This window comes from Methanosphaera sp. BMS (assembly GCF_003268005.1).
Classification (GTDB): domain Archaea; phylum Methanobacteriota; class Methanobacteria; order Methanobacteriales; family Methanobacteriaceae; genus Methanosphaera.
Window position 1 is genome coordinate 322,426 of record NZ_CP014213.1, and the last position, 21,146, is coordinate 343,571.

The following is a 21,146-nucleotide window of genomic DNA, read 5'->3' on the forward strand; positions in this document are numbered from 1 at the left end:
TACAGCAGCACCTATTTCTTTCAAGTCTATATTTGATTATCTTAAATGCATCCTGAATAAGATATTTCACATCTTCCTTTAAATGTTTGGCCAATAATTTAATTATCCTGTTTTTGATGGAGAATATTAATAGAAGAAAATTAGTGGAATTTAATTATTTCCATTTATATTCTTAATAATCTTTTTATTATATTAATAATTTTATATGAAATTAAACTTGTTTAAATCTGAATGGATATAAATATAACTATTTTTTGTAAACAAAGGGGGATAATCCAATCAATAAAAAAAGAAATAGATTTATGCTTTAATTAAAAGCATTTGAACTAATTTACGGGTAATTTTTTAATGTAGTTGATGATTACTTTCGTTAATGGATATACTATAATTTCATAAACCGTTTTGAATGTTGCCTGGGTGAATATCATCATAATCAGTGACGTTAATGGCATGGCTCCATAGAATGCTATTGTGATAAATAGAATGGCATCTAATCCCTCACCGCAAATTGTGGATACGATACATCTTATGAATAGGTATTTTTCCGCTTTCTGTTTAAGATAGCTCATTACATAGGCGTTGAGTATGCTGCCGAAAAGGTATGCCATGAAACTTGCAAGCAGGACCCTGAAACTGTTGCTAAGAACCATTGCAAATGCTTCGGATCCTTCAAAGAATACAGGGGCAGGCAACATTATTGCAATGTTATACACTATCACGGCAACAAGATTCATGACAAATCCAAGATATATCACTTGTCTTGCCTTTTTGAATCCGTATATCTCTGCAAGTATATCATTAACGATATAGATTATTGGAAATATTAGGACACCACATGGCAGTATGAAATCAAAGAACATGAACGTTTTAAATGCCAGTATGTTGCTGATTATTAAGGTTGATGTTGCAATACCAGTTAGTATTGCAAATAGTTCCGTCTTGTTTAATTGATTTATCTTCATCACCTTTTATTTAATATAGCTGTCTGTATTGCTTTTATTTATTAATCTGTTTATTTTAGTATTAATGTATTATTTATATTAATAAATATATGTATTTTTTTTTAGGTGGTTTAAATGAAAAGAAGATATATCATACTGATTTGAAGCACTTTTTTTCTATTGTAATATTTTACAAAAAGAGTTTGGGATTCATAGGCTATTTTATGTAAAAAAAGTAAAGTATTGAGTAAATGAATAATGATGTAAAATAAGCGTATTCGATGGGGATAGGTTATAAAAATTAAAAAAGGGATGCCTTTCAAGTAGGTGTGTATAAATGGTTATTGTATGCTGAATACCTGGTATCGATAGGTGTTTTCCTTTCTGTAATCGGTTTTGTTTCGACCGAATCGGCTTGTAATCACGTATATGTCATCACCAGGCTGTAGTGTTATATCCCTTTTTCCAACTTTTTTTCTTAGCATTCTTGCTATCCTGGATGAACCTATGGACGTGACGGCATCCTTTGTGTTTTTTATCAGTTTGCTTTTCTTTATCTTTTTGGTACTTATCCTGTATGTTTTATCTTCAAACATTTGCATTGAGAAGTTGTCTGTTAGGTATATCATATCCTTTCACCTCATATTCTTTGTATTGTTATCTTTCGATAGTTGAATTTTTCATAATCATCCTTCTGTGGTGATACCAAGTATAGTGTATCGCCTTCATCAAGTAGGATGTTTATCCTGTTTTTTTCTATTTGCAGGTGGTCTGCTATGTTTTGATGACCTATTGAACTAATCAGATCATTTCTATTTTCCTGTATTTCATCATAGCTTGATAGTTCTATGACGAAGTTTAATTCTTTCTTGGGATTAAGCATTTTTGGGCTGAATCCATTTGATATATATTTCATTTCATTTTATCCTCCTTATTGTTTGTAAAAAATATATGAGCATAACACATGCTCCTGGTGGAGTTTGTGTCATACTTTCCCTTTTTTGGACTTTCGTCCTGTCAAAAAGACTTCTAAAAAAACAAAAGGTGTTAAAAATGTATAGATGATATTCGTGGTTGGTTTACATCTTCATCCCCTCCTCTGATTTTTTTTGGTGCTTCCGATAAAGAAATAATCGAACATGCATGACATCCTCATTGAATCCGGAAGCTTGTTCTCTGATGTCATGTCCCATAGTAGCTTCTATAGCCTTGCACATAAACTAATTTTAAAGAGTGATAACTATGAATAAATGATTCTTACTTCTTTAGATGATAACACCTCCATTTTGTTGGATGCGTTTGTTTTTAGAGAGATTTTTAAATGGATATTATTGATATAGTAACATTTGTTACTACACCAGCACAGTTATTTGTAGATTTGTGTTACCTACATAGCACTTGTGCAATATACTTTTTAATTTTCATAGTATATAAAGGTTTTGTATGTAACAATTATTTACATCATATTTTTACAGATTATAAAAAAATTAAAAATGTGTAAGTAATGTATTTTAATAGCTTTATTTATAAAATAAACCTTAAATAATTAAATTTTAATATTGAAATAATTATTAGTAAATAACAAAAAACTTCATAACAGTAAAAAATTGTAACAAATACTTAAATGATACATTTATATAATAATAAGAATATAATCATATGTAAGTAACAGCAACTTATTTCGGAGGGAAATATATTGCAAACAAGAAAAGTCAAACTGCAGGATATAGCGAAAATAAGCACGGGTCTTCCAATACAAAGATACATCGATAAAGAAGACATGAAAAAACAAAAAATAATAATGAACATGCCCATGCTGGACATAAATGAAGAATTTCCAACAGAAGAGGAAGAAATACAGGATGGCATAAATTCCCGCTTCTTTTCAAGAGAACATGACATATTGTATAAGGTACAACAACAATGCTTTGCAAAGGAAGTAACAACAGAAAGCGATGCAATCATAACAAACAACTATTTAATTATCAGGATAGATGATTTTAAAGAGGTAAATCCCACATTCTTAACGTACTACCTTAATGATCCAAGAGTAGAATACCAGATACAAAGAACGATAGATTCAACAAAAATAATGAAGGTAAGTACCAAAATACTAAAGAACCTGACAATAATGCTGCCTGAAAAAGAAGTACAGGACAAGCATGTAGAGCTAATAAACAAGATAAACCAAAGAATCGAACTCAAGAAAAAGTCAATAAGATGCGATGAAAAACTAATAGACTCATTATATGATACGGTTATCGGTGATGCATATGAGAATTAACCTTAAACGTAGACCCAACAGTATAGACTTACCCCGGCTATTAGAACGTATCGACTCAAAAGTCGATGTAATCCCCTTCATTACAATGAAATACTTGTCACAAAAACAAGAGGCATCAGACAAAAACAGTACGGAATTCCAGGAAAAGTATGGGATAACCTTCCGTGATTATGAATTATTAACAAACATCATTAAAAAACAGGAAGCAAAGGAAGATTCCTGTCTATCTGATGTTAAAAGTGCATTGAATGTTCTAAAAAACAGTTCCAATGAAGACATCAAAGAAATATTCTCCCGAGTAGACGAGGAAAAAATAACCAAGGAAATATTTGATGACATCGTTGAAATACTGGAATCCGAAGATGACCTTAAAAAATTATTCAAACAGGTAAATTATCTTCAATATGCCATAAAAAATGAGGACAACAAAAGAATCATACCGCCAACGGTCGAATTATTGTCCAATCTGGCCAGCACAAATCGCAAAACCAACAATGTATATGATCCATCATCCATTGATGCACAGACAATCACCGAACTGGACGACTTTAATCACGCGACAATTCACATCAAAGATGAAGAGGACTATTATCATGCAAAACAGAACATCATACTAAGTGACATATCACCTGATAAGGTGTCAATGTGCAATGATGAAATATTAATAGATGAAGACGACAAAAAGTATGATACGATAATATCGGTACCATATTCCAAACAGAAGATTAAAAATGAGAATATTGAAAGATATGCCGAATATGAAAGCAAAAATCCAAAGTTAATTCACCTGCTTAACATGATAGATCACCTGGACAGTGATGGATTACTTGTTACAACCACTACCCAGGGCTTATTGGTAAAAAAGGATGCACTTAAACTAAGAAAGTATCTGATTGACAATAACCTCTTGGATGTGGTAATCGAGTATGAAAGCGGCTATAGAAGTCGTGACATAACAATACTTGTAATAAACAACAACAAAAAGACAGATGACTTCCTATTTATAAAACCACCTGAGATGTTTCCAACATTCCTACTGCCCGCCTTTAATGAAAACATCCTGGAAATCTACAAAGAAAGAAAAATAGAGCCACGCTTAAGCAATATAATCAATAAGGATGAAATAATTAAAAACGAGTACAACCTTAATCCTAAACGTTACGTCTACACCCTGGACTATAAGAAAGTAGCCGTTGATGATATCCTAAAAAACCAAAGAGAGTACTCCGATGAAATCAAAAAGTTGGATGATGAGATAGATGATTTGTTAAGTATGTTAACTGATTAATAAATAAGGTTCTTTCATACTTATTTTTTAACAATTTTTTTTAGATATCTTCAGTTGTCATAACATCTTGCTTGTATACTTTTTAAATCCCTTAACATTCCCACCTCCTTCAGCGTTAATCAAATTTATTACTGTATTTAACATTAATCAAATTTTATTACCATTTAAACAATAATTACTATTTTATGCATATTAAATTTAATGATTTTTCATAAGCAATAATAAAAACATATACTGAATACAATTAAAAAAAATATGATTATTTCACTTAAAATCTATTAAAATATTCTCAGAAGTGATAAAATATGGTTTAAATAAATATAATTTTTTTAAATATAATTATAATAATAAAACTTAAATATTTTTCATTACAAACATTAACACAAAACATAAAGGAGAGTAGTGAATCGAAATGAAAAACATTAAACAATTGCTATTGTTTGTTACTCTATTAGTACTTTTAATAGGAATAGCAAGTGCATCCGAAGTAAATGTGGATACCGCAACCAGTACCAATGATGTACAGACAGTAGCAGATGATTCAACAGCAGTATCACATGATATTGTTACACAAGAAAAACAGATTATTAAAACTGAAAAAACGGATACTCCGATAAAAAAAGCGGCAAGTATTGAAGTTACACAGGAAAACTATGATACATACTTCCAGGATGGAGTATATAGTGATGAAGCCTCAGATATACTATTATCAGGACAATTCAATGCTAAAGACTTTACATTTGCATCACCAGTATCCATCACGTCAAAAGACTCAAATACAAAAGTTTATAACTCTTCATTCAACTTCTTTACAGGAGCAGATGGAAGTTCATTAACAAACGTTTACATAGAAGACAAAAACTATACTAATGCAGTTATACTGCTAAGTGAAGTAAACAATATTAAAATTCAAAACAATACAATCATACAACATAACGATGAAGGAGAAACACATGCAATAACAATGGATCTTTCAGACAACAACCTAATATCAGACAACAACATAACCGTCAGTGGAACAGAATATCCTGTAAAATATGAGGATGGATATATGCCGATAACCAGTTTATCTGCAATTCATGCTCATCAAATAAACTATAATAGGATAACAAATAACAACATTACAACCAGAGCAACTAATAGCAGTGGTGGAGAAGTAGCAACTACTGTAGGAGTTGATTTCTATGCAGATCCAATGTCTGCTTATATGGATGAACATGATGGTTCTGAAAACAATGAAATAAGTGGAAACATCATAACAACTGAAGCAATAAAATATGCCTATTCAATCAGATTAAACAACATTATGAACAATAACACCATAAAAAACAACAAAATAACTTCAACAAGTTTCTATGCTTATGGAATTGAATATGCATTTGGAAATTATTCAAAAATTATAGAAAATAACATAACATGTAATGGAAACCTGTCTTATGGTATAATTTACACTACAAACGGTATGGGCGATATTAATAATGGTTTAATTGAAAACAACAATATACTCGTAAATGATGCAGACGTAGCATACCTTATAGAATTCTATGGAGGAGCTCGTTCATTTGACACGGTAATAAATAACAACACTTTAACGGCAACAGGCGGACAAGTAATGGGTATAGGTGGATCTACATCCAACAGACTCAACATAACCAACAACAAAATCATCATCACAGGAAATTCAACAAGAACATTAAATGGTCTTTCTGAAGATATTTTACCAGAATTAACAGGTATAAAAATCGCAAAATCAAGTGATAAAGTTCTAATATCAGAAAATATGGTTAATGTAACAGATTTATCTGATGGAGATATTAATTCATTAAACCTAATGATAAAAAATAGTAAAGTATTGGATAATGAAATACACGTATCATCTTATGTCAATTCCAGATCATTTAATATAACAGGTACAAATAATACAGTAGAAGGAAATTATCCATTTACTCAAGAACCGGTAATATTACAAATGGATTCATTAGTTACAGAAAAATCAATTTCAACAAACGCTTATTTAACAGTAACAGATAGTAAATCAAACGTATTCACTCATGGAACAGTAACTTTATCCTTAGATGGCCAAGAAGTCGGAAGTGCTCCAGTTGAAAATGGTAAAGCAAAAATTGTATTCGTTCCGGAAGTGAATGAAGGAACTTATGTAATAACGGCAACTTACCAGGCAGATGATTGGTTCTTTGAAAACAGTACAACTGCTGATTTAATAATTTTAGCTCCATACAATGGAATTTACTATGTAAGTCCTGATGGTTCAGATTTAAATGATGGTTCAATTAACACACCTAAAAAAACAATTAACGCCGCTATAGAAATGGCTTCAAATCCGGAAAAAAATCATAACATAATCATTCTGGAAGGAACATATCAGATAACAAATGTAGAAGTCCCATCTGCATTAAATATTACAGGTGAAGGAAACGTAGTACTGGATGCAAATCATGAAGGATTAATATTCACCATAAAAGCAAATGATACTGAAATTAAAAATATTAAATTTATCAATGGTATCAACAAAAATGGTGGAGCAATTAACACAACTGGTAAATTAACTCTGGAAAATGTTACATTTGAAGACAACAATGCAACTTCATACGGTGGAGCAGTATATTCTGAGGGTGATTTAGTAGTTTCAGATTCAAAATTCATTAACAATAATGCTTCTACAGGTGGAGGAGCAATATATGATGTTAAAGCTACTGTAACAATCACTGATTCAGAATTTACGGGTCAATATTCAAGTGGTGGAGGAGCAGTATACTCTAAATTCATGACAACAATAGATAATTCCGTCTTCACCGATAACCGAGCAAAAACGGGTGGTTCATTATACATATCAGGTAATGGTACAGTTACAGATACAAACTTTACAGCTTCAAGTTCCGACAATTCCGGGGCAGTATTATACCAGAGTGATATTCGCAGTTCAGTAAACCTTACAAATGTAAATGTTAAAGATTGTGTTTCAAATACGTCATTATTCCATTATAATAATGAAAAATCAGTTTTAGACAAGGTAAACATCACTGATTCAACAAGTACACAATATTTAATATACTTAAGCAGAGGAAACTTAACGATTACTGATTCAAACATTAAAGACAACAACTGTTCAAAATCACTAATCAATTCATATGACAGGACAAATGCAAGATTTGCTGTGCTGACTGTAGAAAATTCCAATATAACCAACAATACTGCTTTAAACATCTTTGATGCAAGAGGAGAAATTGATCTCATATCAAATGAAGTATGTGATAACACGGCAACCAGTGGTACATTCTTCAAAGTAACCGGTTCAGGAGTTTACACTGCCGAAGGAAATACCTTCCTAAGAAATAATATAGCCAATTTAACTGTTGATTATTATCAGGATGATGCAATCAATGCAGTAACAATTGATGTATCGGTAAAAGCAAGTATTTTAGATGAAAACAATATACCATCAGGTAAAATTATATTTATTAATGGTGAAACCCAAACAGAATATTCTCTAGATGAAGGTAAAGTATCCATACCGTTCACGTCATCTTCAATGATTAACCCGGTAACATTCAAATATGTTGATAACCGAATCAATTCTCTTGAAGAAGAAACCTCATTGGACATAATCATACTTAGAACTACAGATATAATCTATAACATCATCAATAATACTGAAGGTAATGTACAGATAAATCTCACAGTTATCGATGCAGAAAATCAGGAAATACTGCCAGATTCCAGTATCAAAGTAACGGGTGATATCACAGCAGATACCACAAGCGGAATATTAACTGATACAACACTCACCCCTGGAGATTACACTATAAACGTACAATACCTTGGAAATGAAACTCACAAATCATCACAGACGACAATAACATTTACAGTAAAAAAAATACCACCAACACTCATAATAGATCCAATAACAGCTACCGTAGGTGACATTATAAACATCACGGCAAGAATCACCGAGCATGATGGAACAGTAGCCAACATCAACAAAGGAAAAGTAACATTTAAAGTCAACGGAAAAACATTGAAAGATGCAAGAGGTAAAGTTATCTATGTTAAAGTAGTAAACGGAGTAGCAACAATTGAAAACTTTGAAGTACCAAGTGAATGGACAAAAGAAGACACCACTATCGAAGCAGTATACTCAGGATCCACACAATGCGAAAAACTAAGCAGTGAAAAAACAGAAATAACCATAGAAAAAGCAGTGCCAACACTAACAACAAGTGACATAACAGCAACAGCAGGTGAAACAATCACATTAACAGCACAAATAACAGACAACGACAAAGTGATAAACAATGGTAAAGTAGTCTTCAAGATAAACGGTAAAACAGTCAAAGATGCTAACGGTAAAGTCATCTATGCTAAGGTAGTAAACAACCAGGTAAGCGTAGAGTACACATTACCAGCTGATATGAAGTCTAATAAATACAATTTAACGGCAATATTTACATCACCTGACTATGAACGTTTGGAAGATACAAAAACACTTACTATAGAATAATCACCAGAACAATATGGGAGTAATAACTATTTAACTCTCATTTTACACTTTTTTTCATGCAAAAAAGGATTGCAACTATTTATTATTGGATTGTAAGTATTATAATTACACATTCTAAGCAATATAATAGCATTAATTATGGATTATATGCACAATATTGGTAAAATCCTATTTTAAAGATTCCGAAACTAAATGTGGTATGTTTCAACTTTTAATTTATTTTTCGAGTAATTAAATATTTATCAGTAGTAACTAATCTGGATGAAACAACTAAAAGATGACACCGGAGCAAAGATATAATTATCTGAAGGACAGGTTATTTGAATGTGCAAACAATCAGAACATTAGAATAGAACTTCGTAAAGGAAAATATAATAAGAAAAGAATAACCTTTGATTAGACACATTCTCTTAAAATATCAATATATGTATAAAGTGTATGGGGAGATGGTAACAAATTTTTTGAAAAGCTTTAAACCTAACATTTCATATCCAATAATAATAAAAAATTCGATTAATTAAAATTATACTTATAACTAAAAAATACATAATTATAATTGATTTTGTGATAATTATTAAAGGTAGTTATGTATTTATTATTTATAACTTTTATGAGCTACATATACCCGTATATTATTTTATCATTTTTCTATTTTTGATAAGTGTGAATATGCTATGTGTACTTGGATGTTAAGAGATTGGATTAGATTTATCCATTATTTTCAAATCCTTGATTATTGAAAAAATAATAATGGGAAATCTTTTACTAAGTTGAATCTAGTATGGTTGACTATAGTTTGTTTTCGGGGTATAATAGGAGCATGCCAATATTCAAAGAGCCCCGTATTATCTACAGCCGCACACATTTATCTATCGATATATTCATTAACCTATAAAACAGAATATTTATCAAAGGGTTTTTATTACATTATGCTGGTGATCAATTCAACCATTACAAACGATGCAACAATACAGAAATGGATAAAAAAATGTTTAAAAATTTAATTGGAATGCATTTAAAAAAATGTTGGGGTGGGGGGTGAAGATACTTATCTTTCTTCACTTTCGGTTAATCAGTAAGTTTTATCGGATAATTACATTTCAAAGTGGGAAAATTATTTTGTTATCCTCTTTTTAGCAGATGATAAAGACTCCAGACGGATGTTTGATTCATTCGGGATATTGCCCTTTGTGTTGGTATTTCCATTGGACAGACATCCTCGCAGACTAATGACTTGACACAATTGTTATAGAAGTGCTTTTTATGTATTTGTCTGTGAAGTTTTAGTTTTTCCTTGCTTGTTTCCTGGGCGGTGACCTTTGATGATGATACAGGTAATATCACTCCCATGAAATTATCCTCTCCATTATAGTTGGGGCAGGATTCAAGACAACAGCCACACATTAGACATTGGGATACTTCATATTCGAATTGAATGTTGTCGGGATTGATTTTTGCATTCTCATCTAGCCACTGCTGTGCCTTTTTCATGTTTTCATATATCATGCTTCTGTCGATGATAAGATCTTTGACGATTGGAAACTTACTTAACGGTTCTATCGTTATCTGATGAAAGTAATTCGTCATAACCTCTTTGTTGACGAATGTCTTGCATGCTAGTTTTGGCCATCCGTTTATGAGCATTGCACAGCTACCGCATAATCCCTGAAGACAACTGGATGAATAATGTATCTTCGTATCATGCGTATGGTTTATTCGCTCCAGCAGGGTTGTAACCGGGATGTTCAAGTCATCGGCATACTCAAATTCTCTTATGATTTCTTCATCATTTTCTCGTGTTTTAATTATAACTTTTAATGTTTCCATGATTACCATCCCATCTTCTCATCAGTATCATTAAATGACACAATATATTCATCATCAATTTTACGTATAACAGTTGTTTTCAGGTATTTGTCCTTTTTTTCTGGATATTCAATTCTTTGATGAGCTCCCCTGCTTTCTTTTCTTTCCATTGCACATTTAATTATTGCCTTTGATAAGGGTATTAATGACTTTATCAGAACATATTCATAGTAACTATCATGGGAGTAAACCTCTTTATCTTCGAGTTTTTCCAATTGTACCAGTGCATCCTTAAGTGTTTCCTCTTTTCTATAGATTCCCATAGCATTGTTCATTATCCCTGCCAATTCTTCTTCAATAACATATGAGGAAGTGTGATTTCTTGTCTGGTTATTTTTCCATTCAACATATGCATTTTCATGCCTTTTAAGTTCATTCAATATTATATCATCATGATTATCTGAAGTAACATTTTGTCCTGTTATCTCTTCTGCCGCAACATATCCTCCATGTATGGCTCCAAGAAGTGAGTTTCCACCAAGCCTGTTTGCCCCATGGTACTGTGCCGAACATTCGCCTATCGCATACACGTTCTTGATACTGGTTTTATGTTCGTCATCCGTTAATATACCACCCATAAAGTAATGTATACCTGGATATACCGGTATTGGCTCAACTGTCGGATCAAGGTTCATGTATTTCATGCAGACATCATAAACCTCATCCAATTTGACCTTTACGGTTTCTTCGGGTAAAAATGACACATCCAGATATACGATGTTTTCACCATTAATACCGAGGTCATACTGATTGCAGACCTTATAGATGCTGCGTGATACAACATCACGTGGCATCAACGCTCCAAGTTCCGGATACCACTCCTCCATGAAGTACCATCTTTCATCATCCCTAAGTGTGTACAGACGACCACCTTCACCCCTGGCAGCTTCGGTAATGAGCATGTTCTTCACGGGAGTTCTTATCGTGGTGGGATGAAACTGTATCATTTCAAGGTTTGCAAGCTTAATATCCTGCAAGAATAGCCTGGCTGTCGTACCTGCATCATTTTGCAGTGAACCGGATATCTTTCCGAATACCTTGTTCATACCACCACTTGCTATGACCACATAATCTGCGGCAAAGGACCTTATTTCATCTGTAAGTTCATTGATTAATACCGCACCAACACATCTGTCATCATCATCCAAAACAAGTGACAGGAATCTCCATCCAATGTAACGTTTTACAAGATTTTCATGCTCATATTTTCTAAGCATCCTAGTTATTGCAGATAATACCTGTTTTCCGGTACGTGCCCCCGCATATGCAGTTCTCTGTTTTTTCTGTCCACCAAAATATCTTTGATCTATGTTACCGTTATCATCTCGTGTAAAGCTTGTTCCAATATCATCTAACCACCTGATGATATCCGGTGCATCATCAGTTAATTTTTTCACTGCCCTATGGTTATTTATTTCCTGGCCACCACTTATCGTATCAGCATAATGTTGGCTTGGAGAGTCATCCTGTCCCTTGGTATTTAAAGCAGCGTTTATTCCACCCATAGCCATCACGGATTGTGATCTTTCAGAGGGTGAAGGAGAAAAAAGACAAACGTTAACTCCCTTTTCTGCTAATTTCACGCTGCAGGTTAAACCTGACAATCCTGCCCCTATAACCAATACATTCTTCGTATCCATATAATCATTACCTCCCATAGCTTATAACAGATAATATAACACTTCTGCAATTAACAACAAAACAAATATCACTTTAAATATTACTGATGTCCAATATGAAAACTTATCAAAAGAGTTTTCTTCGGTTAAGAAACCAAATGATACCATTAATCTTGGAATACTTATTCTTAGATGAATCAATAAAGAACAAAACAGTAGATTATCAATAATCAGGTGAATAAATACCATATGATTACCAAGTACATTAACTGGTGAAAGCGAATATGTGACAACATGCAATATGACAAAAACTACAATTGCAATTCCGCTAAGCATTTGTATTCTGGTATCATTGTTTATATTATTATAATTCCTATATTTACGGTTGGCATGCCTATCCCTAATAAATAGGTATAAGCTAATTATCATATGAATCATTACCCATATGAATAATCTTCTGCCGGTAACCCGTAAACTAGGAGAATATGGAGTTATCCCAATCAGGTATAAAAGTGATTCAAATGCATGGCTTAACAGTAAAAAAATGATTACCAGTAAAACCAATGAATTAATCTTTCTTAAAGAAATTCTATCCAATAAACTCATATTACTTCCTACTTTCAACTATTCTTGTAATGGTGGATAATAATGATAAAATCGTAGTAATTAATGCAACTGCATTAATAATCAATACCAAATTGTCTATCCTATAATAACATAATATGCAAACTATTCCTGGAAACGCTATCCAAAACTTTGACACATTCTTTCCCAAGCTATCAAATACCAGTTTACCCGTATTCTTTTTGCCTGAAGTATAAATAAACTCAACAAACTTAAATATCAATACGAGAATAAACAATGGATGAAGCAGGCTATTCAATGATAAAATCAAGTATGAAACCAGTACAAAAAACATATCTGCACTAACATCCAGGAATGCACCCATATCCGTAGTGTTTGAAGTTTTTCTCGCAATCATCCCGTCAAGAAAATCAGTGGCCAATATTAAAATAAATATCAATATTGGAAGGATAATTTCCTGATTATGGCTTAATAGATTGTTTAAATACCAACCAAAGACAACAGACAAGAAAATTCTTGAAACGGATAGAATATGTGGTATGTTTTTATAATTCATGATAAAATCCTTATTTTCCATTAATATTATTATCTTAAACATATCTAATAAAAGTTATGCAAATGCAGAAAAATATGAGATAATGTTCATCGGGTTTATTGCATTTAAAATTACCTTTTGTTTATTCATAACGACTAAAACATTACAATGAATGATATTAAACAACAAATGTAAACATAAGAAGTATTTGGATTAAAAGGCAAGATAAATAGATTGATATTTAAGTTTTTAAAAAAAGGGGATAAAAGAGGGGTTTAGGTTATTGTAACGTTTTTGGTGTATCTTTGTGTTTATGGTTTCATGGTTTATTGGAATTTCTTTGTTAGATTTTACTGTAATTTAAGGCATTATCTTAAATTTGAAAATATCTGATACATGTCTGTATGTCATATAATAGATTGTTTATCAATTATTTGATAACTGCTTTTAATGTTGATTCTAAAAAAATAATATTCCGATTTATCTTCTATTGCCGTTGAAACAGGATTTTTTTGATAATGAAGATTATTTCTAAAAGGCAGTTGTAATGTATTGTCTAATTTAATGCTTTGTTTTATTAAAATGCAGGATTATGGTTATGTATATTATTATTTGGGAAAAAAATAGATATGGTGGAGAATATTATATGCTATTCTCCAATGGTATTGGGGGGATTATGATGTTACAAGTAATGTTTTGCTATCTTCTACTCTATCATAGTCTGTTGATGTAAATACGGCAGTTATGGTATATTCCTTGGCTTTCATGTTATCAGGGAGGGTATATTCAACCCTTGCAATGTTATTTTCTACATTTGCATAGATTACCTTGCCGTTAGTGTCTTTTAGTGTTTTACCGTTTATCTTGAATATTACTTTGCCTTTGTTTATGATGTTGTCGTTGTCGGTTATTGTAGCTGTGAGTGTTATTGTTTCACCTTTTTGTGCTGTTATGTCATTTGTTGTGATTGTCGGCGTGGCTTTTGTAACGGTTGCCGTAATGTTAGCTGTGGCTTTGTCGTATCTGGTTGATCCGGAGTATGATGCCGTGATGTTGATATCCTGACCGGTAAGATTAGCCGGTACGGTGTATTCAACGCTTGCGATTCCGTCAACCACCTTGGCGTAGATTACTTTGCCGTTAGCGTCTTTTAACGTTTTTCCATTTACTTTAAATGCGACCTTACCCACGTTTAATGCAGTGTCCTCTACTGTATTTATTCTTGCGGTTATGGTTGTTGTTTGGCCGGCTATTAACGTGACCGGATCAATTGTCATGGCTGTCTGTACCTTATTTTTCGTCATTGTTATGGTTGTCGTTGCATCATTGTATACTTGACTGTCCGTGTATGTTACTGTGATTGTAATTGGGGATGTTGGTATGTTCGTATCATATATTATAACGTCCACGCTTGTAGTATCCTCCTCTATGATATATGATCCGATAATCCTGTTGTTTGCCAGTACGTTTACGACTCCGTCATTTACCGTAGCGTTGAACGTTACGGTTAGGTTGCTTGTCTGTTCATCAATTGTGATGTTTATATCACCGGCCGTCATTGATACGTCCCGTTTATATAACGTTAATGTGGCGGTTGCCGTTGAGTCTTCGAATATTTGGCTGCCCGTGTATTTGACTGTTACCGTGTTTTCACCAAGATTATAGTTTGAGGTGTCAACATCTTCTATGGTGATTGTTCTTCCATCAAATTCTGTGATTGTCGCTACGGGATTTTCGTCATCATTAATAAATGCCTCTATCATACCGTCTGTTATTGTATTGTTTAGGCTTATGGTGATTGTTGTCCTGTCATCTTTTGGAACACTTTCTGCTTCAACAGTCATGCCCAGGTTATTTTTCTCTACATTGAATCTTATTATGTCTGACCTTTGGTTACATGTTGTAATGTAAAAGCTGTATTGTCCTAATTGTAGATTGGATAATGTTATGTTTTCATATCCTGTTTTGATTTCTTGGCCGTTTAGGTATAGTGTTATGTCTTTGATTCCCTCATTGAAATCTTTATAATAGTGTGGATTTTCCAGTATGATGGTGTAGTTTATGATTATATCCTCACCGTAACCGAATATTTGATAATCTTTTATGTTTAGCTTTATCGTGTTAAGTTTCATGTCTGTGGAGTTATATGTGTTACCTTTAAGTATTCCATTTGTATATCCATATAGTTCAATCGTTTCCCGATAGTTTGCATGGTTATTGGTAAAATTGTTGCCTGTAATATTTATGTATCCATAAGAGAATATTGCTCCACCAGCATTGGTTGCACTATTATCTGTGAAATTTGAATTTAGTATATAGCTAAATTCCTCATTAATATTATTATTATAGAGTGCTCCTCCTATAATTGCAGTGTTATTCTTAAGTACCGAGTTGTTCATTGTTAATATTCCAAAACGATTATATATTGCTCCTCCGTCTTCTTCTGCCTTGTTGTTTTGTAGGGTGGAATTAGAAATTGTCATGTTTTCAACATTATTGTATATTGCTCCTGCCCACGTTGCAGTGTTATTTTCAAGTATTGTATTTTCGATGACTACTATTCCATATTCATTGTCTATTGCTCCTCCATAGTCTGCATGGTTGTTGTAGAATTTGGAGTCAGTGATTGTTAAATTACCCTCACTTAAGATTGCTCCTCCATATCTTGCCGTGTAGTTTGTTAATGTTATGTTTTTCAGGGTTAAGTTGTTGTTTTCTGTCATATTGATGAACTGGTATGTGTTTTGTCCGTCGAGTGTATTGTTGTTACCGTTTATGATAATATTTGTGGTATTGGAGTTTTCCAAGCTCATACTTTCTGTTGCATTATATTTTCCAGGGAGTAAATTAATCGTATAGCTAGAATAATTTTCATGTGTAAGATGTGTCACTGTTTCTACTAACTCTTCGTAACTTGAAACGTTTGTTTCTTCAGGACCAATTACCTTGAATGTTACCGTATTGGATTGTTGATTACATGTGCTAAAGTAAACTGTGTATTCTCCGGCTTCCAGATTGGGTAATGTCACATTTTCATATCCCGTTGTAATGTTCTTTTGGCCGTTTATGTATAGTGTTATGTCTTTGATTCCCTCATCGAAATCCTTATAATAGTTAGGATTTGCAGGTACTATGGTGTAGTTTAAGATTATATCAGCATCGTGGCTGAATAGGTGTTCATTATCCTTTATGCTTAGGTTTATCGTGTTAAGATTAATGTCTGTTGAGTTATATGTGTTAGTGTTAAATTCTCCATTCTCATAGCCAAATAAATCTATTGTTTCTTTGTTGGCTGCATGATTGTCGGTAAATGTGTTTGCCGTAGCATTCAGGTATCCATGAGCGTATATTGCCGCACCACTTTCGGTTGCAGTATTTCCTGTGAAACTTGAATTTATTATCTTGTCAAAGTTCTCACTAGATACATGATAAATTGCTCCTCCTAACTCTGCATGGTTATTGTTAAAACTGGAGTCGGTGATTGTCAGATTACCAGTACTGAATATTGCTCCTCCACGGATTGCGTTGTTGTTTTCTAGGAGGGAGTCTGTCACGTTTATAGTACCGTTGTTATATATTGCCCCTCCTTCTGTTGCTTTGTTGTTTTTAAATGTGGAGTTTATGATTGTTAATAATCCATCATTAAATACTGCTGCCCCATTTGATGAGGTGTAAGAGGATATGTTAATGTTTTTAAGTGTTAGGTTGTAATCTTTGGCTATTTTTATGAATTGGAATGCGTCATCTCCATAAAGTTCAAGGCCATTACCATTTATAGTAATATTACGGGTAGCTGAATTTTTCCAGTCAATACTTCTAGTTGCATAATAATCACCTTGAAGTAAATTAATTGTAAAACTGTTAAATTTCATATTTTCAGCAAATTCTATTGCTTCTTTTAATTCAAAGTAATCTGACACATTTACTTCATATTCAGGAGGATTAACATAGAATGTTACCTGGTTTGATTGCTGATTACAACTGGTATAATAAATATTATATTCTCCAGGTTCCAAATCGGATAATGTTATATTTTCATATCCTCCCGTCATATTCCTCTGACCATTTATGTATAGGGTTATATCATTAATTCCATCTTCAAAATCCTTGTAATAATGGGAATGTGATGGGTTAATGCTAAAGTTTAATGTTACCTCCTCATCATAGCCAAAAGAGGTTCTGTCATCTTTTATGCTTATGCTTATCTGTGAAAGATTCATGTCTGTGGAGTTATAGGTGTTATCATTAAATTCTCCATTCCAATAGTTGTATAAATCTATCGTTTCCTTGCTGGCTGCATGATTGTCGGTAAATACATTACCCATAGAAATCAGATGTCCATTACCACATATTGCTCCACCAGTATTATTTGCATTGTTAGCTGTGAAACTTGAATTTATTATACTAATAAATACATCAGTATTAGTATCATATGATATTGCTCCACCATGATTTGATACATTGTTGTTTTCGAATGTTGTGCCTGTAATGGAAAAAGTACCAAAATCACTGTATACTCCCGCTCCATTTTCTGCGGTGTTGTTATTTATGATGGAATCTGTTATTGTCAGTATTCCGGGTCTTTCGTTGTAGACTGCGGCCCCACCATATCTTGCATTGTTGTTGCTTACTGTGGAGTTTTTGATTGTCAGAATACCCTTGTTGTATATTGCTCCCCCATACATATAGGCATAGTTGTTGTTTAGGTTGGAGTCTGTGATGTTTAATAATCCCAGGTTGTATATTGCTCCTCCATTGGAATCTTCATTTTTGGCATTTGTTATGCTTATGTTTTTAAGAATCAAAGAAGCACCTTGATTTATATAAAATGCTTGCTGCTGATTTCCATCTATTGTTTGTCCATTACCATCAATCGTTAATACGATATTGGTATTTGTCAATTGAATCGTAGCGGTATTTGTATAAGTACCATCCTGTAATGTGATGGTAGTATCCTCTGTAGCTGTTTGAATAGTATTGGATAAATCGCTCCAAGTGGATACCGTAGCGGATGCTTCTTTGATGTTGTTATCATTTGAGCTACTTTTGTTAATGTTTTTACTTTTCTTTTGATTTTCTAAATTATTATCATTTTGAATATATTTTGTATCTAATTTGTTTATCGTATCATCCTGTGATACTATTTGTGTATTGTCTAATACATTGTTTACATCATCGATACTGCCTGTTGTATCTGACATGGCATCTGTTGCACTTGCAATACCTGTCAATAGCACTATAATAATTGTAAACAGTATTAGTGTTCTTATTTTTTTCATAATAGGCAATCTCCATAGTTTATGCTAATTTATATGTATTGACTAATACTTAAAATTTCTTGTATTATTCATGTAAAACTAGTATGTATAAATTAGTTTTACTTAGAATAACCGATGATTTAAACCACTTTCCACTATCTTCAAAAAAAACATGTGAGAAAAACTAAAATAATAAACTAATAAGATAAAAACATCAAAAAAAACCTGTTTACAACAAATAAAAACACACCTATAAACACCATCAACAGAAAAACAAAAGATTAAACAAACACCCTCTAAAAGCATAGAAAACCATAAAAAAATATAAAAAATCAAACAAAATATTTAAAATAAAATAATCCTTAGATAGATAACTTTTTCTAAAAAAAGTATTTATATATTTTAAAGCAATAAATATAAACAATCACCTATAAAAGGTGATTAAAAAATAAAAATTATTTATAAAAAATGGGATTAAGTTAATAATTCTTTAAAAAGGTGATTAACTCATGAATATGAAAAAAGTAATCATACTATCCTTATTGGCATTAATGGTATTAGGATGTATCAGTACTGTTAGTGCAGGAATGTTTGATTTTTTAAAACAGGATACAAAAATAGATATAAATAATACATCCAATGGTTCATTATATGTGGATCTTAAAGGTTCAAATGAATCTATAGCAAATAAAACAGTTGCTGTAGAAGTTGTAAGTCATAATGAAAGTAAAAACTATACAGTAAACAGTAGCACTGAACCTGTATTGGTTTGTACTTTAATTCCAGGTGAATATAACATCACAGCCAAATTTGCCGGTGATGATCAATATAAAGAAATTTACACAACCAAAAGTATAAACGTAACAGAATTATCACAGAAAGCAGTGGAAGAAACAGTAAATGACTTATCAAAAGAGGTAAATAAATAAGGATTACATTATATAATATTAATCCGGATAAATTTATTCTCTTATTCCATTTTCCATTCACCCCCAACATATTTTTTTTTTATCAGTAACTTATTTATAGGATTAAACAATCATTTTCCTTTCCACCAGTCCTGATTACCATTAAAATTCAAATAGTTCAATATTCCATTTCTAGTTTTGATGTTTTTTTTAATTATTATCGGAATTTCTTTAAAATGGCAATTCATTTAATGATTTGAACTCTTTAATATCTGCTAAATGAGGTTAATCTTACACAGGATTATGTTTTGACGAAGCAAAAGATACTGATTATACTGAGGGTATTATAATAAATATCGTGAAAAGATTGTAATTAATGGTAATGACCATATTATCAATGCAGGCAATAAGTGGGTAATTTTCAAATTAAATTCTTCAAAGGTTGTTTTTAACAATATCATATTCAAGAATTCAAATATAACAGCTATTGAGGTAAGAAATTCAAGTTTAAATTCAAGCAATAATATGTATATCAATAATTTGAATATTTCAAGAGCAATAATGGGAGTTATTGGCAGTAGTATCTCGTATCAATGATGGTTTTGTGGACAACTATAATTAATATGGTTCATCCATAGCAATATCCAATTCTGATTTAACAGGGTTGATGGTTATTATTCCAGTGGTGGGGCATTATACATTGATTCTTCGGAACTCACTATTGAAGATTCCAAATTCACAGGTAACTATGCCGAACATGGTGAAGATATACTGTTGTATGATTCCAATTGTGATATTTCGGCTTCGTCCTGCAAAAATTATCGTTAAACAAACACCCGTAAAGTTGCCATGAAAGTAAGCTATCCTGTATATAAAATATACAAAAATGATAAGCTTGTAAGCAAATCAAATACGATTACTATCAATAACTGAACATCCTATTTTGCCAGTCATTCACAAATGGTCACTTGGTAGTATACCTTGACGGAAAAGTAGTGTTTAACGGTACCCTGACGGATGATATTTACAGGATAATACTTGAAATTACAAGTAAACTCCTGGGCCAACACGAAATAACTGTTGAATTTACCAACAACAATAATCAAACACAAAGTTATACAGAAAACATCATAATAGCAGTGTAATATTTAAAATATTGAAATCACCCCCCCCCCCCCTTCATTTTACCTTTTTTTAGGAAGTTATTCTATGGGAAATCCTTTAATAACTTCCAAAGAACTTAAAAAAACATTTACAAACCAGACAAAAAAATTTATTTCATGCCAACATTCATCATGATTAAAAAACATTTAATCAAAAGATAAAAAATACTATAAAAAAAT

15 protein-coding genes are annotated in these 21,146 nt (G+C 32.2%); 6 read left to right on the top strand and 9 right to left on the bottom strand.

Annotated elements, in window-relative coordinates; genetic code table 11:
- Positions 1–326: 326 nt before the first annotated feature.
- The 4 genes from AW729_RS01110 to AW729_RS11110 all read right to left on the bottom strand — a co-directional run bounded on the left by AW729_RS01110 (position 327) and on the right by AW729_RS11110 (position 2,158).
- Positions 327–962, bottom strand: a complete 636-nt coding sequence (locus AW729_RS01110) for a queuosine precursor transporter (protein WP_112123344.1) — start codon at positions 960–962, stop codon at positions 327–329.
- A gap of 320 nt (positions 963–1,282) precedes the next feature.
- Positions 1,283–1,570 carry a hypothetical protein gene (locus AW729_RS01115; protein WP_112123345.1) on the bottom strand — a complete coding sequence of 96 codons (288 nt, stop codon included), beginning with the start codon at positions 1,568–1,570 and terminating at the stop codon, positions 1,283–1,285.
- An 11-nt stretch (positions 1,571–1,581) separates the two neighbouring features.
- Entirely contained in the window at positions 1,582–1,857 is a 276-nt protein-coding gene (locus AW729_RS01120; protein WP_112123346.1) for a DUF1874 domain-containing protein, read from the bottom strand.
- 163 nt (positions 1,858–2,020) lie between these two features.
- Positions 2,021–2,158, bottom strand: coding sequence for a hypothetical protein (locus AW729_RS11110; protein WP_162685707.1), 138 nt, complete (start codon positions 2,156–2,158; stop codon positions 2,021–2,023).
- Positions 2,159–2,637: 479 nt separating this feature from the next.
- On the opposite strand from AW729_RS11110, the gene AW729_RS01125 reads away from it, so the two are divergent.
- From AW729_RS01125 to AW729_RS11590, 4 genes are all read left to right on the top strand, one after another.
- On the top strand, positions 2,638–3,225 hold the full coding sequence (locus AW729_RS01125) for a restriction endonuclease subunit S (RefSeq protein ID WP_162685708.1): 588 nt from the start codon (positions 2,638–2,640) through the stop codon (positions 3,223–3,225).
- On the top strand, positions 3,215–4,513 hold the full coding sequence (locus AW729_RS01130) for an N-6 DNA methylase (RefSeq protein ID WP_162685709.1): 1,299 nt from the start codon (positions 3,215–3,217) through the stop codon (positions 4,511–4,513). Before AW729_RS01125 ends, AW729_RS01130 begins: the two co-directional genes overlap by 11 nt.
- Before the next feature lie 412 nt (positions 4,514–4,925).
- Positions 4,926–9,032, top strand: coding sequence for an Ig-like domain repeat protein (locus tag AW729_RS01135; protein ID WP_112123349.1), 4,107 nt, complete (start codon positions 4,926–4,928; stop codon positions 9,030–9,032).
- 277 nt (positions 9,033–9,309) lie between these two features.
- Positions 9,310–9,432 carry a hypothetical protein gene (locus tag AW729_RS11590; protein WP_257791399.1) on the top strand — a complete coding sequence of 41 codons (123 nt, stop codon included), beginning with the start codon at positions 9,310–9,312 and terminating at the stop codon, positions 9,430–9,432.
- Positions 9,433–10,154: 722 nt separating this feature from the next.
- On the opposite strand, the gene AW729_RS01140 is transcribed toward AW729_RS11590, so the two are convergent.
- The 5 genes from AW729_RS01140 to AW729_RS01160 form a co-directional block, all read right to left on the bottom strand.
- Positions 10,155–10,859 (bottom strand): 2Fe-2S iron-sulfur cluster-binding protein, encoded by a 705-nt coding sequence (locus AW729_RS01140; protein ID WP_162685710.1) that lies wholly within the window; start codon positions 10,857–10,859, stop codon positions 10,155–10,157.
- 2 nt (positions 10,860–10,861) lie between these two features.
- The gene (locus AW729_RS01145) at positions 10,862–12,538 is read right to left on the bottom strand and encodes an FAD-binding protein (protein ID WP_162685711.1); all 1,677 of its coding nucleotides are present in this window, start codon (positions 12,536–12,538) and stop codon (positions 10,862–10,864) included.
- A 21-nt stretch (positions 12,539–12,559) separates the two neighbouring features.
- Positions 12,560–13,123: a hypothetical protein gene (locus AW729_RS01150; RefSeq protein ID WP_112123352.1), complete on the bottom strand. Its 564-nt coding sequence runs from the start codon at positions 13,121–13,123 to the stop codon at positions 12,560–12,562.
- Between the two features lies 1 nt (position 13,124).
- The gene (locus tag AW729_RS01155; protein WP_112123353.1) at positions 13,125–13,700 is read right to left on the bottom strand and encodes a CDP-alcohol phosphatidyltransferase family protein; all 576 of its coding nucleotides are present in this window, start codon (positions 13,698–13,700) and stop codon (positions 13,125–13,127) included.
- Positions 13,701–14,311: 611 nt separating this feature from the next.
- Positions 14,312–18,916 (bottom strand): Ig-like domain-containing protein, encoded by a 4,605-nt coding sequence (locus AW729_RS01160; RefSeq protein ID WP_112123354.1) that lies wholly within the window; start codon positions 18,914–18,916, stop codon positions 14,312–14,314.
- A gap of 488 nt (positions 18,917–19,404) precedes the next feature.
- Between AW729_RS01160 and AW729_RS01165 the strand changes: the two genes are divergently transcribed.
- Both AW729_RS01165 and AW729_RS11115 read left to right on the top strand, forming a co-directional pair.
- On the top strand, positions 19,405–19,824 hold the full coding sequence (locus AW729_RS01165) for a hypothetical protein (protein WP_112123355.1): 420 nt from the start codon (positions 19,405–19,407) through the stop codon (positions 19,822–19,824).
- A gap of 947 nt (positions 19,825–20,771) precedes the next feature.
- Positions 20,772–20,948 (top strand): hypothetical protein, encoded by a 177-nt coding sequence (locus AW729_RS11115; protein WP_162685713.1) that lies wholly within the window; start codon positions 20,772–20,774, stop codon positions 20,946–20,948.
- Positions 20,949–21,146: the final 198 nt, after the last annotated feature.